Genomic DNA, 17015 nt, shown 5'->3' with positions numbered 1-17015 from the left:
GTCGTCATCATTGGCGTGGTCATGGTGCAATCTGCGCGGGTGGACGGGCCAGCCGGGCATCATAGTGAAGGGCGATGTCCTGGCCCAAGGGCAGGAAATCTTTGAGCTTATGGGTCATGGCGCGCAGCTGCGCACATAGATAAAGATGATTGCCGACCCCCATCTCGCCGTCATTTTCCGCGCCTTCGCGGATGGCTAGATCGGTATCGAGATCGAGAACGGCGCAGCCCGGCTCGCCAAAGCGCGCCGCGCGTAATGTGCAGCCGCCGGGATCTTCGAAATAAAGATCAACGAAATGCAGCGGCGCATCGGTATTATTGGGGCTGTCATCGAAATAACACCCGGCCAGATCGCTAAGATCAGGGACACGTGAAAAGCGGATGCAGCTGCCGCCTTCAGCGCAGGTGACATCAATCAAATCGCCTTGAAAGATACAGTCCGAGGCCCAAAGCCGCTCCAAATGGGTTTCGCCCAGCACGGTGGTTTCGACCAATTGGGCAAAGCCCCCGGCGGAGATAATTTCTCCGATCAGACAGTCATTGGCCTCCACCAAGGGTGAGGGATCAGTGGGGGTCATCAAGCTCAGCTCTTCGATTGCGCAGCGGCGCAAATGCGCGCGGGTGCTGGCTTCTGGCACCGGGGCGGAGACGCGCAGGCGCCCCAAAAGGATGACATCTTCCAGCTGCACCCGGCAGTCCGCTGGCAAGGTCAGATCGCCTTCCAAACGCAGTTGTGCGGGGGTGGTGTCGGCGGGCTGGCCAAAATGGGTCCAGAGTGTGTGGGGATTGACGATTTGCACGCTATCACTGGCAAGGTCGAGACCCAAGGGATTGGCCGGATCCGGCGCATTGGCGATTTGAAGCGTGGGCATGCCTTCGCGGATCAGACCCTGCGGCGGGCGCACATGGACCACAACCCGCTTGGCACTGGGCCCAACGCGGTGGCGCGCGGGGTCGCGTAAATCGGGCGTGCGCACCATGACATCATCATAGCTGGCTGGAAAACACGGTACGCCCCGGCGCGTGCTGGGCTTCCAATATTGCCCGCCATTGCGCGCAAGATAATAAAGCGGGTTGGTGCCATTTGGATCGACGATCGCGCGTGACGGGGTTCTGAGATCTGGCGTTCCCAACGGCGCGAGCGGGCGTCCACCGGGATCTTCGTTGGTGTTCAGATCAGGTGCGGCGGTAAAGGGCGGGGTCTGAGGCGAGGGGGTGATCAGCACTTTACGCCAGCCCTCGACCACCACGCTTTCAACGCCGCTAATCGTGTCCGCAATGGTGTCGACGCAATCAAGCGTGCCTTTGGTTTTGAACCAGCCAATGGTCTGATTAAGTTCCTCTGCGCGATGCGCAGGATTGGGGGCCATCAGCTCTGCCCCGATCAGATCGGCCAGATAAGGGATCAACCAGGTTTGGATGGAGCGCCCATTATCCGCCGTCTCGGCAAAGGCATCGCCATAGGCCTGCTCTAAGGTCTCACGCGTCAGGTCCAAAACCGCCCCAAAGGCATGAAGATAGGCTTCTAAATCGCCCAGCTCGCCTTCGCTCGGGTTATCGCGATAGCGATATTCCTCGGGCAATTCGTGATAGAGGATATGTCCGGCGCGGCTTTTGAGATCGCTCATCGTAAGACCTCCGTCAGGACGCTGATATCATTGGCGCTGTCGATATAGGCGACTTGATCAAGCGTCGGGAAAACCGCTGAGGGCTTGCCATCGGTATCGGCAATGCGGCGCGGATCAGGACTACCGGCCTTGACGGCCAGGCGCTCAATCGTTGCCCCGGTCACACCCTCAACGCCTTCTAAGGCGCTTAAAACCTCTGAGATATAAAACACCTGACCCAGGCCGCGCTGGGCGAGGGTGAAGCGTGTCACCAGGCTGGAGAGTGCGCGCTTTTGCACCTCGCCCTTATCATAGACCGCCCAATCGCCATGGACTTTGACGACCAGGGCAAGCTTGACCGCTTGAAAGCCGATCACGCTGAGGCGAAGCCCCGGCAGGGCTTTGGGGGTCAGCGTGTCGATCAGGTCGGTTTGTAAGCTGTCAGAGACCAATCCACCGCCTGCCGGTACGATGGTGAGCCGCACCCAACCTGCCCCATGAGGGGTGGGGATTTGCTGGGCGCGGGCCTGCCAGACGCTGGCATGGCGCGCGGCGAGACGGGCGAAATCTTGCAAGCTGACGGCGCGGCCATTGGCGGCCAGGCGCGCGGGGGCCTGATCGCGGATCGAGGCGACATCCTCGCGCTCGGCCCCACCGGCCAGCTGAAAGGGTTGATGAATGGCGCTGATATGGGGATGCTTTTTCATCGGCTGGGTCAGGCTATAGCTGGGGCAGTTATTGCCCTTCAGGCCCTGACCCACCCGATAGCGCGTGATGCGGATATTATCGCGCGCACTGGGCAGGCGTCGGCGCATATGGATGCGCACCGTGTCATCTTCATTCAAGGTGATGGAATAGCTGGGCGTGCCTTCGGCGCTGGGGTCGGTATAGTCGCGATAGCTCCAGGCTTCTTCGCCCACGCGCACAGTCAGGTCCGGGGCGACCCCGGCTTCGGCGACGCTGGACGGGATGAAGCTGAGATCTTTGATGGCAAAGTCAAAGCTTTGACGGGCCTGCTCACCATCGCCGGAGCCCAGCACTTTGGCGGGCTTGGTTTCGCCATGGGATATACTCAGCGTATTGGCGCGAATGACTGTGTATCCTGAGATCCAGCCGGTGAGATCATCCACCCCTGTGACCTCCAGGGTCCAGTGCGCGCCGACTTTGACCAGGCGCTTCACGCTGACAAGGCGGGCATCCTCGCCCGCGCCCGCCTCATGGTCGATGATCAGGCTGCGCCCCGGTTTGATGAGGGCCAAGGCCGGCGTTGGCACGGGCGCGAGGGTCAGGGTGAGGCCTGAAAACGCCGCGCGCTGATCGCGATCATACTCAAGCGGGCGTAAGGTCTGGGTGAAGGGACCATGGAGGAGCGTATCGGGGGCAAGTCCATGAATACGCTTGTCAAATTGTAATAGGGTCTGGGTCTTTTCCTCTTTGAAGGCCAGAAGCTGCAGCGCTTTCATCCGCCCATCCCCGACTTCACTGATGAACCAATCCCCGGCTTTGACATTTTTCGGCGGCTTACCGGAAATGATGACGCGGGTCTCCTCATGGGCCGGGGCATCGGGGCTAAGCGCCTCAGGCGGGCCTATCACACTGCCACTATCGCGCGGCGCATCGGGATCGCTATTAAGCGCATAGCCAGGGCCCATGCCATTGGCAGGTCGGGTGAAGATATGGGTGCCCTGGCGACTGGCAGACACGCCCGCGCTGACGATCAACAATCCGCTATCGGGCTTGGCTTTGAAGAAGAGCTGGTTGATCGAAGAGGGGGTTTCAAAGCTTGATGTGCTGCTGGCGAAGGGGAGATAGCGTTCAATCTGCACACTGCCTTCGGGGCGATGAGGGGTTAAAACGGTGAGGTAAAGGTCGGCAGAATGGGCGACCACGGCGCGAAAGCGTCGGCCATCTTCGCGGGTGATGCGCACAATCGTGCCCTGGGCATATTGCCCGGCGCGTTCGGTTTTGATCACCAGACGCCCGGGGCTGGAGCGCGGTAAAACCCCCAGCACGGTCTTGGGATTGAGATATAAAACCGTGCGATCTTTACGCCATTGTCCCGCGGGACCGGGGCTGAGCGTGATCTGAGCGGACCCGGTGGCTTTATCAAAGCGTGCCGCGGTGACCCGCGCGCGCGCCTGAGTGTGGATTGTGCCATTGGCGCGATAGCGCAGCAGCACGGCCAGCTGGCCAGGGCTCATCCCCTCATCGCTTTCACTGATCCAGGTATTTGACCCGGTGAAATCAAGATAAGTCTGATTATGGTTCCAGCCCAAGGGACGAAGAAGATTTAGGCCCGGATGTGCGCTTAAGGCCTCTACGCTTTCATAGATCAGCGCCGCGCCGCCTTCGGGCGGGGTATGCTTCATGGCGAGACCGGGGGCGAGGGCGACTTCAGGGCTATCGGCTTTGAGGTCCAGCGCCACATGGCTGGTCGCCGAGGCCGGGGGTGAGGGTTGATAATTCACCATGGCGGCCAGCTTGCGCACATTATCCCATTGGGTGGCGGTGCGCAGATAGCCTTCATTGGCATAGGCGTTGAGATGGCCCAGCTGCACATGGAGGGCGCGGGCGAAGGCGCGCGCAATCTCCCAGGCGTAATTGCCTGGCGGGGCGTTATATTGCTGGCGCAGGCGTTCATTGCGTTGAGCGCCATTTTCCGCACGATCTGGCGCAGACGGTGCCAGGGCCGCCCATTTGACCCTCGCGGCGGCCGCCAACAGATCGGCTTGATCCTGATTGCCGCTTTCCAGGCGCATGAAGAGCTCACGGAAGAGCGCGTCCTGGCGCTGATCGAGCGGTGTGCCGCGCATATAGCGGGTCAACAGCGCGATGCGGATTTCCTCCAACCAAACGGCAGGATCGCCATCGACATAGTCGAAGCGGGGCCGGCCGGCGCGGTTCCAGCGGGTATAATCGCGGATCTGGGACAAGGGGGGCAGGCTCATCCGGCTTCTCCACCATGAAGGACCAGGCGGTAATGGCCTGCATCCGGCTGCGCGCGATCATTTTCGCATTGGACATATTCATGCTCGCCAATGGCGATCAGGCCCTCCCCGGCGCGATCGGGCCAGTTTTGGCCGACGCGTTTAAACCGGTTGAGACAGGCGCTTTCCAAGCCATCCAGGGCCATGACGGCGTCAAAGATGTCTGAGGCGAAAATGTCCTGGCCAAAGCCATAACGGCCCGGTTCGAAAAACCCGCCCTGTTCGGCAGACAAAAGCGCGTTGAGGGCATGGCGCATTTCGCTGCGGAAATAGCCCGGCTTTAAGCGTACCGAGAGGGTGAAGGTGATCGGCGCGGGGTGAGCGTTTTCTAAGAAAAGCTCACTGCCGACCATGCGATAGCGCTCAATCAAAGTGCGCAGGATTTCACGCGGCGTGGGCTGATCTTGGCGCGCGCGCAAGGGAAGGCGCAGATCGGAATGAAACCGCTCAACCTCACGCCACAGCTCTGGCGCGATGGGGTTTGGCCCCCCAAACAAAGGCAAATCGAGCTCATGCCCGGCTTCAGGCAGGATGGCGATCAAAATACTCGACCAGGCGGTGGTGCGGATCAAGCGCGCCTTGGCCCGCGCCACCAGAGGATGGCGGGTCATCAAAGTCTCATGATCGGCGAGCGTCACCATGCGCAATTGCTCACCGGTCAGGCGCGGCCCGGCCTGGCGGGCGGCCTCCATGGCGTCGGGCTGGGCGCGCCAATGGGCTTCGAGCTGATCTTCCAGCGTGAGCGAGGAGGCGGGATCGAAAATCGCTTCGGGACTTCTTAAAACCGCGTCATACCCGATCAGTTTCAACAGGCGGCGCACCGATTGCGGACGCTTGGCCGTCTCTAAAAAGCGCTCAGCCTGTATGGCATCCAGGGTATGGGACACGCGATCGAGGGCCGCGGCCAAGACCTCCACCAGCACCACTTCCATATCGGCGGGCGTCCAGTGTTTGCGATGGGGATAGCGGTGGGCGAGCTCTTGCATCATGAACAGGCGCAGGCTGTCATAATCACGCGCCAGCCAGTCAAGGTCATCGCTGACGCCGGGGAAAGGTAGGGGCAGGCGGATGCGCCGCTCCCCACAATCGGGGCAACCGCGCTCAAAGATCAGATCAGGTTCGCTCAGCTGGGCCATAATGATAATGCGGCCTTCGCCCTAAAGGGTGAAGGCGTGGCTCTCCTGTGTTTGTAGGGCGGCAACGATATAGGTGATCTCCACGCGCAGCTGCGCGGGCTGACCGGGCGGTGCGCCGACTTCAATGCGCAAGGTCTGCGGATCGACATCGCCTTTCAGGGCCTCCGCCAGGGAGCCATAAAGCCGGTTGCGCGCCGCTTCCCACAGCGCCGGGGCATTGGGCTCAAACACATGGCGGCGCGCGCCAAAGCCAAATTCGGGCCGAAAAACCCGCTCTCCTGGACTGGTGAAGAGCACTTGCTCGACCCGCTCGCGGATATGGGCCAGGCGTTCGGATTGCGCCGCGCCTTCGGCCTCGATGCGGAAGGGAAAGCTCATATAGCGCGTGCGCGGCAGACGTTGAGGGGGAAGCTGGGTCATGAGGCGGTACTCTTGGTGGTCAGCTCAGCCGGGGTCATGGGTTTCACGGGCGGTGAAGAGGGGCTGCCCGGCGCGGTGCAGGTGTGCATATGCGTATTGAAGAGCGCCATGAAGCTATTGCCCTTGATGATCGGATCGCCGCCCGCCCCGCCGACGGCCACCGAGCTGCCTTCAATGGTGATGGTGGAGCCTTTGACGGTGATGGAACTGCCTTCGGTTTTGATTTCATTGCCATTGGCGTCTTTGCAGGCGATGCCGCTGGAACTCATCACCATGGAATTGCCATGGGAGTCTTCAATCGTGACCTCGCCCTTATCGGCATCGAGATAGAGCATGGCCCCCTTGGCATCGGTTAGCTGGAAAGAGCCCTTTTCGTCGAGTTTCATCTGCGCTTCGGCTTTTGAGGTGAGGGTGATCACCTCCTCGCCCTCTTTGTCTTCAAAGACCAGGAGATGGCCACTTTCGGTACGCAGCACTTTGGCGCTGGGCTCGGTATTGGCTTTGTAAGCTTCTGGCACCTCATCGGTTTTGCGCCAGAACGCCCCGGTCCAGAGCGGGGCTGAGACATCGCCTTCCATAAATTCCGCAATGACCTGGGAATCTTGTGGCGGAACCGCGATCCAGCCAAAATCCGCACCCCCGCCATAGGCAAAGGCTGGCAAGGCCCAATCGGTGACGGTTTCACCCAGAACGCTGGGGATGATCAGCTTGCACCGGCCGCGCTGTTCAGGGTCTTTATTATCCGAAATGAAGGCGCGATATTTGCCGTAATATTTGGTTTGCTGTGCGCGGATTGTGCGTTCCAGGGCGTGATGTCCATCCATGATCATCCCTCCCTAAAACAGGCCCGACAGGGCCGAAGCGGCCCCGCCTAGACTGCCGTCATCCCCAGTGGCATTGCGGATCAGCTCAAATTGCTGGCGATAGCCTTCGGGGTTGAAGACGTGATTGACCTTGTCGACATAATAAAGCCCGCCATAGCGTGTGCCTGCGCCATCCACGCTCACCAGGCGCGCAACCTTCAAGACATGACCATAGAGCGCGCCATCCAGCTCTCCGCGCGCGCGAAGTCGGAAGCTATGCTGATTGGCGAGGCCCTGGGCGCGCGCGGTAATTTCTTCCTCAGTTTCATCGCCTTCGCGGCTGATGCGCCAAACGCTGGGTGTGCCGACATCGCGGCCTTCCTCAGCGATGGGCGTGGTGCCGAGGGGGGCAAGGTCGGGTTCAATAGTTTGGGTTACAGGGCTGGCACCATCACTGGCGGGGGCTTGATCAAACTGCACCGCGTCAGGGCTTTGGCCCTGATCCTCGGCCTCAAAGCTTAGGCAATTGGTATCGCGCCCGGCATAGACCATCATCGGGGCCTGGGCCTCGCCTTCTAGCCGCCAAGGCCCGAAATAGACTGTGCCTTCAGAGAAGATCAGCTCATAGCCATTGGCGCGTGCGCGTTCGCGCATGAACTGGATCGGGCGGCTATCCTGGTTGAGGCTGCGGCTGGATGCGCCCTGACCCGAAGCCGGATCGAGTACCAGGCCCAGATCACTGATCAGGGTCTGAATGATCAGCTGATCGGTCATCGGCGCGGGATCGCCCCAAATGGTACGTTGATGCTCGCGGTCCAGCGCCGCGCTCTCATCCATCAGCTCGATTTCCAGCTTGGCATCCGCGCCATTGCGTGGATAGCTGGGCTTGAGGCGCGTGATGAAGCCGCGCATCACCTCTTCGCTATGGGTTTGAAAGTCCGCCGTAATTTTGATCGGAGCCCAACGGGTGAACAGTCCACTATCGGCGGCCATCCAGACCCCGGTTTCGGTGCGCCGGTCATCAATCACGATCTTGCCCGCACTGGCCCCCTCGCGCGAGGTTTCAATCTCCACCGTGGAGACCAAATTGGCGAGGTCACCAATATCTTCCAGGCCCGTTCCCACCTCGATCAGGCAGCTGGCGGGGAGGCGCGAAGGTGTAGACAGAAGGCCGGCGAGAAAGCTCATATGCCCCCCCGCTTGGCATCCCGGCGCGCCGGGATCAGGCGCAATTCGCCCAAGCGCTCCAGACGCTCATTGTCTTCAGGCGCGCGGTGATAGATCAAATCCTCCGCAAACAGAATATCGGGGTTGGCGTCGGCAATCCGGCGCCAGGCGCGCGTATCGGCGTAATAATGCTGGGCCAAGGCGTCCAGGCGCGTTCCTGCTTCGATGGAATGCTCCAGTATCGGGTCGGGGGTATCGCGGCGGCGCGCGCGAATGCCCTTAAAGATCAAAATGCCGTCTTCATCGGCTTCAAACAGCGGCGTGGTTTCGTAAAAGGAGCCTTTGAAAAACGCCATGATCTAAATCCCCTGTCCTAAAGTGACGAGATTGAGCGCGGTCATCGCTGTCTGGCGGACCTTGTCGGCGAGATAGAAGGGGTTGGAGGATTCAATTACTTGAAAGGTCAGCCCCATCGTGGCGCGATAAGGTAGCAGATTAGGCAGATGCAAGGCCTCGCGCTGGGCCACGCCCGTTAAGAATACCGGCAGGATCTGCATGCCCCAGGCGAAAATCAGGACCGAGGCGGTTTCTTGGCGTTCAAAAGCGCGCGCGCCGCCCAGGCCCAGGCTGGAAAGGGTTTTGACCCCGCTGGGCCCTTGGGTTTTGGGCTCCGCCATGGAGCGTAAGGTGTCGATTTGGGGCTGCACGCCAAAGGTGGTGGCGATGGCATCGCCCTCGCCCATGCGGTCACTGGCATCGAGCATGATCTCGATGGAGAAGCTTTCGGCCTGCATCTCCACGCCCTGGGCCACGCGCGGGGTTTCCAACGGCGAAAGGAAGTCATAGCCGCCGCGCGATCCGGGCGAATCCCCGGTGCGCACCGTCACGGTGCGGGTGCGTGAAATATCCTTGGGATTAAACTCAAACACCAAGGCGAGCGGTGGAATGGAAATCCCATATTCAAACAAAACCCCGCGGGTGGGCACAGCCATGATTATCGCCCTCCCTTTTTCGCCATGGAAGACGGTGTCGGATTTGGGGTGAGCGTGCTGGAGAGGGTCCAGGCCACCATTTGCGCATTGCCGCCCTGGGCGGGCAGGGTGAAAGCGCTTTGGGCTTGGTCGGGATGCTGCGCCAAATGCTGCGCGAGGGCCTTGGCGATCACACGCGCGCTGTCCCCGGCCTGAGGGGTCAACGCGGCGGGTAAGGTCAGGGTGACGCGCTTAATCCTCATAGCACGCCCTCCAGATGCACACTTAATGCGCCCAATTCAGAGCGCCGGACCTGGCGGTTATCCTTGTTGAGCTCGGCCCAGACGGCGCGCGCGATATGATGAGGGGCGAGCGGCTCATCACGGGCGGCGGCCAGGATGGCGCTATATTGCGCAGCATTGTGGATTGCGCCACCGGAGAGGCGCGCGGCTTCGGCCAGATCGGCGAAATCAAGATCGTCTTGACGCGGAGCCCCGGGCGGGATCAAACGCGCCCACAGGGCCTGGCGTGCATCGCGGTCGGGCGCAGGGAAATCCACGACCAGCTGAAACCGGCGCAGGAAGGCCGGATCAATATTGGAGCGCAAATTGGTGGTGAGGATCACCGGACCGTCATGGCGCTCAAACCGCGATAGCATGTGCGAGACTTCCAGATTGGCATAGCGATCGCGGGCATCGGAAATCTCACCGCGTTTACCCAAGAGGCCATCGGCCTCGTCAATCTGCAAAATCGCGGGCTGGCCATTAAGCGCGTCGAGAAGCCGGTTGAGATTCTCCTCCGTCTCCCCCACATATTTCGACATCACCCGACCGAGATCGAGACTGTAAAGGCTCCAGCTTTCGCCACTGATTTCATTGAGCGCCTGGGTCAAAACCGCCGCCGCAAAGGTCTTGCCAGTTCCCGAAGGTCCGGCAAATAAGGCGAGCGGTCCGCCCATGCGTGTGACGCCCCAGCGTTTTAACGTTCGGCGATGCTCAATCCAGGCCAGATAGTCTTTTAACGCCGTCATCGCACTGTCGGGCAGGATCAAATCCGCCCAGGTGCCGCGTTGCAGATTGAGATGCGCACCGGGCGGCGCGGAAACGCGAATTGGCCGGCCTAACAGGGCTGTGGCAAGCCCGCCATGGACTTTCACCGCTTGGGCTGCACCATCGCCCTCAACCGTGATCAGGCCCGCGCTGACCAAGGGCGAGCGCGGAGAAAGCCGATCAAAGAGCGCCGCCAGATCCGCTCCGCTATCGAGCATCAAGACCTCTTGCAGGAAGGCCAGGCTGGGCGCTTGGTGGCTGATCTGGGGTTGCAGTGCGGCAATGCGCGGAGCCAAGGATGGGCGTCCATCACAGGCGAGCGCACAGACCAAAATGTCGAGATCCAGCGCGGTCATGGCCTGGCGCTGGGCTTCGGTTAAAAACTCCGCCAGGGGAGCCCAGATCCCGGCCTGGCGGGCCTTGGCGGTTTCGCCATTGACCGCATCAAAACCCGCCGCAAAATCCTCGGGCAGGGTGTGGCCCTGACGGGTCGCTTCAGCGATGGAAATCAGGATGGAGAGCCTTTGCCATTCAATGTCCAGGGCATTGGGATCACGCGGCGCGGGGCTGGGATGGGTTTGAACCGTCATCTAAGGGGCCTCCGCGCTCAGAGTAATGGTATTGGCGAAGGGCGCGTGGGGCACGGGTATGCCCGCCCCATCGGCGAGGCGGACCCGGATCACTACCTGGTCGCCGGGCCAGGGATTGGGCAAAGCGAGATTGAGCCGGGCCGCAGGATCGGTAAGGCTGTGGGTGGCGAGCACGATTTTCTGGGTGGGGCTGGGCGCTTGGGCGACACCGTTTTGGCTCCACACCATGTCGAGCGCGAGGGCCGCTCCCGGCGCGCCGACTAAGGCTATGGGGGTGCTGACACTATTTGCGGCCTGCGCGCGGGTGGTGGTGAAGGTGTCGTTTTCGGCAAATAATAAGATGGGCTGCCAAACCTCCGGCGGCGCGGTATCGCGAGTGTCTCCCGCCAAGGCAAAGCCCAAAAGGCTCTCGCCCGGTGCCATCGGATCGCGATCAAGTGCCACGGATGGGGTGAGGTCAATGACCCCGCTTCTGACCGGCCCGGCGGGCTCGCGAAGGGTCAGGGGCTCAATCGGCACCAGCGCAAATTCATAAGCCGCGGACAGGCGATAGGACAGATCGCCGCCTTGCGTGGTCCAGATATGATTAAGCTCTTCCATGCTGGGCGCTTGCATCAGGGTTTGCAGGCGATAGCGGGTCAGGCGAGGCTCACCCAGCTCGGTGCGAAAGTCTGGATCCCCACCGCCATGAGCGGGCGGCAAAGCGGCCAGCGGCAGAATGGGCTGGGAATGCAAAACCCTCAGCGCATGACCCAGAATGCGTAATTCCTCATCGCCGGTTTCACCGTTTTGATTGGTCATGCACGGCGTTAACAGGCCATAAAGCCGAATAAACGCCGGGTCTTCCGGGCCGAGATCACTGTGAAATCCAGACGGCGCAATGCGATAAATGAAAAGATTGAGATAGGGCCGATCCCCGCCCTTGGCATTTTCCTGGGCTCGCAAGGGCGTATCAATAGAGATCTGAACATCGCCGTTAAAATGGGCATCCAGCACATCGGCGATGCCTTGCACCGCAAGCGAGAGCGAGGTGGGGGCAAGAGCCATGGCTATAGCCCCCCCAAGAATTGCGCGCGAAAGCGTTGGTCTTGACGCGGATGAGAGGACGCGGAGGCTGAAGGCGCGGGGCGGCTGCCATCATCATGAATGATGACATCGACCTGCTCAATCGTGACCTCCGTCGGTTGACTGGCGGGTTGTGGGGTATAATGCGTCGTTTCTGCCAAATTGGAGGCGAAGCTGTCGGCTTCCTGCCAGGGCGTGAAACTGTCTTGCGGCCTATAAGGCGGGGGTGATTGAGCGCCTTCGACCCTAGGACGGTCGCTCGCGCCTGTTGCCGGGCTTTCGGGGGGCAAGGTTTTGGCCGACGGTGTCAGCGGAGTGAGACCGCGAACATCGGCAATCGTGGGATGGGCAGGCTTTGCCGCTGGAGTGGGGCGCGAGAATGGATGCGCGGTGGGTAGGGCTTTGGCCTGCACTTCGGGCCCGGGTTCTTCACCAACGGCGAATTCGGGCTGGGGCGTGGTTTCGGGCGTCACCTCCTCCATCCCAACGGGAAGCGCGCGGTGAAGGCGGGGCTTGGCCTGGACAGCGTCGTCTGTGGGCTCTTCGGACACTGGGTCAGCCGCAGCACGATGAAGGGCCTGGGCTTGGGGCTTTTCTGTGTCTTCTGGGACCGGGTCAGCGGCGCGATGAAGAACGCGCGAGAGCGGCTGCGCCGTCTCTTCTGCGGGCTCTTCGGGGGATTGTGCGGCCTCGCGGGTCAGACGGGGCGCGGCATAAGGCTTGGCTTGAACGGCCTCCTCTTGCGGCGCGTCCTGGGGCTCATCTATCGGTGCGCGATGGAGCGCTTGGGCTTCGGGCTCGCTTGTCTCTTCTTCTGCGGGCGCACGGTTGAGGAGGGGTTTGGCCTGCATGCCCTCGTCCTCATCGGCGGGTTTCACCTCGCGATGAAGGCTGGATGTCAGAGGTTTCGCTTGAACGGGCGGCTCCTCTTCAAGGGTTTCAGCACGTGCCACGCTGGGCGGTAAGCCCTTGGGCCGTAAAGGCGTTGAGGGTATGAGATTGGGCGCGGCGCGTCTGGCCCATCGACTGAGATAACTCATAACCCTGCCTCCGCGCGCGAAGGTCCGCCCTGGCGGGAGAAGTCGACATAACGTGAGCGCCGATTACGCGGCAGGTCTAAAACCTCGCCCTCGCGCCAGCCATAGCTGCGCGCCAGAATATGCACATCGCGCAGGATCTGGCCTTCGCGCGGCAAGCCAAAGGTGAAGGGATCAAGCAGGAGCTCCAAGGGCGCTTGGCAGCTGGGGCAGGGCGTTTCGACCCAATCGGCCAATTGAGGACACAGGGTATCAAGCGCGTCATCAAGCCGGTCGAGATCGGCGTTTGAGAAGGCCTCAGCCTCGGCCTTCGCATGGGGGTGGAGGCTCAACAGCGCGGCCATGATCGGGCGCGGATCGGCGAGCGGATCTTGATCGAGCGCCTGGGCGAGGGCGACTTCGTGATAGCCATTGGGCGCTTCAAAAGTGCGTCTACCCAATTGGGTGTCAATTTCCATCACGGGATAGCCCGGCCCCGCAGGGGTAAAGGGGCTGTGTGCGATGGGAAGATCAAGATCAAAGGGCGCATCACAGTGCGGGCATTGGCCTTCAAACCAGGTGAGATCGGGCCAAAAGCGCAGGGCGATTTTATGGACCAGCCAGGCGCGGGGGCCGGAGCCGAGCGCCATGATCTGATCGCGGCGCGGCGTTTCGCCCTCCAGCATCTCTAAACTGGCCAGGATCAACCCCGTCACCTGATGCGCGCGCGTACTCAGGCGCAGGGCCTCGGCAATGGCCAATTCGACATGGCCATTGAGCGCACGCATCACAAAACGCGGATGCGTCAGGGCGAGGGTGGTGACGGGGCGAAGCTCAGCCATGATGACACGCTTTAGCGCTTAGCCTTAGGTTTCTGCCGGATCTTCAGCCGGGCTGGTGCGTATGAAGCCTTCATGCTGGATGGTGATGGATTGAATGCCGACCGTATTCATATTGTTGGCATCAAATTCCGGCAGGGCCTGATATTCCGAAACCCAGGCCCGGCGCAGGCGATAGGAAATCGCCGGAATGCCTTGCAGATTGAGCACATTGATCACCACTTCACGGCGATATTTTAACAGGCTCATCCCCGCATCGCCATCGGCGACATTATTGACGGCATTGGCCCATTCTTCGAAAATCGTGTCATGGCTGAGCCCTTGCTCCAAAGTCACGGCTTCAAAGCTGGATCCGCCTGGCATGATACGCTGGTATGAGGGATCACCGGCAGCGCGCCATTTGACCTGTTCGGTGGTGCGTTTCAACGCGCCCATTTTCGACAGACCCGCCACGGTTTTGGCATCAATCGTCACCTGAAATTTGAAGGTGCGATAGGGATCATGGCGGTGGGCGTTCGTGGGGAACATCGGTGCGGGCATGACAAGTCTCCTTCAACGTCTATAGGGTCGCATACGCAGCGTGCCCTAGGCCGAACGGCCCACGATTTGTTTGATCTGAACGACAACGAATTCCGCCGGTTTCAAGGGCGCAAAGCCGACCACCAGACGCACAATGCCGCCATCAATGTCGCCCTGGGTCATGGTTTCGCCTAACCCGCATTGGACATAAAAGGCTTCGGAGGCTTTGGCGGGCTGGAAAGCCCCGGCCCGATGCAGGCTTTCCATGAAGGTGGCGGCGGCCGCTTTCAGTGCGGACCACAACTTGTGATCATTCGGTTCAAAGACCACCGTTTGCAGCGCGCCATAAAGGCTTTCCCCGATCATGCTCTGGGTGCGACGCACCGGGACATAGCGAAATTCTGGCTTGGTCTTGGTGGCCAGGGTGCGTGCGCCCCAAATCACCGTTGGCCCAATGATGGAGCGCAGGCAATTGACGCCCCACTCATTGAGATTGTCCTGAAGATCATCGCCAATGCGCACGGTCGGGCTGAGCGCACCGCGCACGCTGGCTTCTAGCCCGGCAGGAGCTTTCCAAACCCCGCGCCGCGCATCCGTGCGCGCCCATAGACCCGCTGCAAAGGAGGACGGGGGAATGTCGACGGTTTTGGGCTTATTGGCGGCGGTATCGGGATCATAATGGGGGTTGGCCACCGTCAGCCAAGGATAATAGAGCGCACTATAAGGCGAGGTGGGTGCCCCCAGATCCTTAATGTCTTTGGGGGTTTCCAGCTTGGTCGCTTGGGTGGGGCGCGGCGGGTCAATCAACAGCAAGCGGTTCTGCATAAATTCACAATGGGCGAGCGCGGCTTCGATGATGGAGTTATCCCCGCCCTCAATCCAGTGATGACCTGGTGTCAGCACGATGGAGATGTCGCGATAATCCCTCAGGCGAATGAAGGCCGCGCGATAGGCCGCCACATTGGGGGCCCCATGATCCAGCCCACCGGCCATGCGGGTTTCGGCGCTGTTGGTGGCTCCATTATAGCTTTCAGGATAATTGACGGCGGTGGGACGAAGCTCCCCAGCATCGGCGGCAAAAAGCCCAACGGTCTCTGCGCCCGTGCCGCCGGTCACCTGAACGGCGCTGGCGACAAAGGCGTCGTTCGTGCGCATCACCAAGCGGTCATTGACCACATCGGCAGAGAAGCTGGCGACCGCATTGGGCGCAGCGCGTACAGCATCTTGAATTTGTGTTGCGACGGCGGCGAGATTGGCGGGGTTGGCGAGATTGACCACGGCATTTTTTGCACCGACGGTCAGGGTCACACTCTGACCATTAAGGGCAGCGAAATCAATCGCCCCAACGGGACGCCCGCGATGAACGGTGGGGTCAAGACCCAGCTTGAGCGCGGTGGCAGAGCCTTTGGCCGCAATCGCAGGGTTGGCAACATTTCCGCCAGGGATCATCAACAGACGCTTATCGCTGGTGATGGCTGCGGTGAAGCCGGTACGCGCCTCACCGGCCCCGGCGCGCACCTTGGTTTGAATATCGCTGGCGATGGCCGCCAGATCGCCATAACCGCCGGCGAGATTGATCGTGAACTCGGCCCCGGCATTGAGCTTCAAGGTCAGTTGATCGGCATTGGTGAGCGTTGCGAGATCCAGGCTCGCAATTGAGGCCCCAATGAGGGCCTTGCGCCGTCCGGCATCGCCATCGGTAATGTCGAGATGACGGATGGAGATGAGTGCGGATTCATCTTCGACTTTGGCGGCGAGATAATTACCCGCTTCGGGGTTCAGCGAGAGATTGGAGAAGGCTTCCAAGGCCTCAATCTCCCCCTTCTCATTCTTCTGGCCAATATTGATGCCATAGAGATGATTGGCCGGATCGGCATCATCCAAAGTGCGTTCAATCTCAATAAACAGATCATTGGCCCACACCCCGGCCGAACGCGCAGTGAAGTAAAAGGCCATTGTGTTATCAAAGGGATCGACCAAGGCCGCACTGGCTTTATCGCCATTACCATCCCCAACCGGCACGATATAGGCTTTGGTGCCGCCATTGGCAAAGAAAGAGGCGACGCTATGGCCGAAATAATCCGGGTTCGCACCATCGCGAATGCCGCCCGCTTGGTCATTTAACACGCCAAAGGCTTGGGCATATTGGCTGATATTGGTGATATAGACCGGCTCGCCCTCTTCAGCATTGGCCGTGATCAGATTGCCGCGCGGCACATGACCGATAAAGGCGGCAATAGAGGTAGAGGCCGCCTCAATCGCGAGGAGGCCTGAAGGGACATGCTCGATATAAACGCCAGGATGTTTATACATCAGGGCTCTCCTTCGGGGTGGGGGCTGGCGGCATTTGCCGAGATATAAGGGCCAAGGCGCTGGCGCAGATCGCGAACCAGGCCATCAAAGGCCGTGAAGATTTTGCGCTCGCCGTTTTGAACGTCTTCGATTTCCAAACGGAACCCTTGGGCAGGCCCATCCAGGCGGGCACGTTCACGCCGCACCCGCACGATAAAACTGGCGCTATCGCTGGATGCGAAACGCTCATCGCTTGAACCGTTGGACGTGTGTTGATCATTCAAAACGGGCTCGCTTCGGTCAGGCTGGACCTGAGCTGACCCCATTGAAGGTCAGCCCAAGACATGGCGTGAGGATAGCCAGGCGCGATTTATGCGGCTTGATGAGGGCTTGTGATGGAGTGTTCGCGCGATAAGGCGATGCGCGCGCTATGCTCACCAATGGCTCACAGCAATAAGAACAAAGAGAAATTCGCTATATTTTTTAGCGCTATAGGTTTGTGCATAGATAAGCTCCCCCTCGACGTCAACCGCAGGAGCGTATCCATTGAAATTA

16 protein-coding genes are annotated in these 17015 nt (G+C 60.5%); all 16 read right to left on the bottom strand.

Going from position 1 to position 17015, the window contains the following annotated elements; genetic code table 11:
• Positions 1-19 precede the first annotated feature (19 nt).
• The 16 genes from H151_RS0102810 to H151_RS0102735 are packed head-to-tail and all read right to left on the bottom strand — an operon-like array spanning position 20 to position 16744.
• Positions 20-1627, bottom strand: coding sequence for a hypothetical protein (locus H151_RS0102810; protein WP_019960110.1), 1608 nt, complete (start codon positions 1625-1627; stop codon positions 20-22).
• Positions 1624-4554 carry a baseplate J/gp47 family protein gene (locus tag H151_RS17920; protein ID WP_019960109.1) on the bottom strand — a complete coding sequence of 977 codons (2931 nt, stop codon included), beginning with the start codon at positions 4552-4554 and terminating at the stop codon, positions 1624-1626. The genes H151_RS0102810 and H151_RS17920 overlap by 4 nt, the downstream gene beginning before the upstream one ends.
• On the bottom strand, positions 4551-5729 hold the full coding sequence (locus H151_RS0102800) for a baseplate J/gp47 family protein (protein WP_019960108.1): 1179 nt from the start codon (positions 5727-5729) through the stop codon (positions 4551-4553). The genes H151_RS17920 and H151_RS0102800 overlap by 4 nt, the downstream gene beginning before the upstream one ends.
• A 21-nt stretch (positions 5730-5750) precedes the next feature.
• Positions 5751-6149, bottom strand: a complete 399-nt coding sequence (locus tag H151_RS0102795; protein WP_019960107.1) for a GPW/gp25 family protein — start codon at positions 6147-6149, stop codon at positions 5751-5753.
• On the bottom strand, positions 6146-6973 hold the full coding sequence (locus tag H151_RS0102790) for a phage baseplate assembly protein V (protein ID WP_040758583.1): 828 nt from the start codon (positions 6971-6973) through the stop codon (positions 6146-6148). Before H151_RS0102790 ends, H151_RS0102795 begins: the two co-directional genes overlap by 4 nt.
• A 12-nt stretch (positions 6974-6985) precedes the next feature.
• Positions 6986-8140: a phage late control D family protein gene (locus H151_RS0102785; protein WP_019960105.1), complete on the bottom strand. Its 1155-nt coding sequence runs from the start codon at positions 8138-8140 to the stop codon at positions 6986-6988.
• On the bottom strand, positions 8137-8475 hold the full coding sequence (locus H151_RS0102780) for a hypothetical protein (RefSeq protein ID WP_019960104.1): 339 nt from the start codon (positions 8473-8475) through the stop codon (positions 8137-8139). Before H151_RS0102780 ends, H151_RS0102785 begins: the two co-directional genes overlap by 4 nt.
• A gap of 3 nt (positions 8476-8478) precedes the next feature.
• Complete coding sequence (locus tag H151_RS0102775) at positions 8479-9111, bottom strand: hypothetical protein (RefSeq protein ID WP_019960103.1); 633 nt, start codon at positions 9109-9111, stop codon at positions 8479-8481.
• Positions 9112-9113: 2 nt separating this feature from the next.
• Complete coding sequence (locus H151_RS0102770; RefSeq protein ID WP_019960102.1) at positions 9114-9353, bottom strand: hypothetical protein; 240 nt, start codon at positions 9351-9353, stop codon at positions 9114-9116.
• Positions 9350-10729: an ATP-binding protein gene (locus H151_RS0102765; protein ID WP_019960101.1), complete on the bottom strand. Its 1380-nt coding sequence runs from the start codon at positions 10727-10729 to the stop codon at positions 9350-9352. Before H151_RS0102765 ends, H151_RS0102770 begins: the two co-directional genes overlap by 4 nt.
• Positions 10730-11776, bottom strand: a complete 1047-nt coding sequence (locus H151_RS0102760; RefSeq protein ID WP_019960100.1) for a DUF4255 domain-containing protein — start codon at positions 11774-11776, stop codon at positions 10730-10732. It abuts the gene before it with no gap.
• 2 nt (positions 11777-11778) lie between these two features.
• The gene (locus H151_RS0102755) at positions 11779-12834 is read right to left on the bottom strand and encodes a hypothetical protein (RefSeq protein WP_019960099.1); all 1056 of its coding nucleotides are present in this window, start codon (positions 12832-12834) and stop codon (positions 11779-11781) included.
• A complete protein-coding gene (locus tag H151_RS0102750) occupies positions 12831-13652 on the bottom strand; it encodes a hypothetical protein (RefSeq protein WP_019960098.1) in 822 nt (273 codons plus the stop codon). The genes H151_RS0102755 and H151_RS0102750 overlap by 4 nt, the downstream gene beginning before the upstream one ends.
• 24 nt (positions 13653-13676) lie before the next feature.
• The gene (locus H151_RS0102745; RefSeq protein ID WP_019960097.1) at positions 13677-14189 is read right to left on the bottom strand and encodes a phage tail protein; all 513 of its coding nucleotides are present in this window, start codon (positions 14187-14189) and stop codon (positions 13677-13679) included.
• A 45-nt stretch (positions 14190-14234) separates the two neighbouring features.
• Positions 14235-16481, bottom strand: coding sequence for a phage tail sheath family protein (locus H151_RS0102740; protein WP_019960096.1), 2247 nt, complete (start codon positions 16479-16481; stop codon positions 14235-14237).
• Positions 16481-16744 carry a hypothetical protein gene (locus tag H151_RS0102735; RefSeq protein ID WP_156823345.1) on the bottom strand — a complete coding sequence of 88 codons (264 nt, stop codon included), beginning with the start codon at positions 16742-16744 and terminating at the stop codon, positions 16481-16483. Before H151_RS0102735 ends, H151_RS0102740 begins: the two co-directional genes overlap by 1 nt.
• Between the last annotated feature and the right edge of the window lie 271 nt (positions 16745-17015).

Origin of the sequence: Woodsholea maritima DSM 17123 (assembly GCF_000382325.1) — a bacterium.
Taxonomy (GTDB): Bacteria; Pseudomonadota; Alphaproteobacteria; order Caulobacterales; family Maricaulaceae; genus Woodsholea; species Woodsholea maritima.
This window is presented reverse-complemented; position numbering and strand designations above follow the sequence as displayed.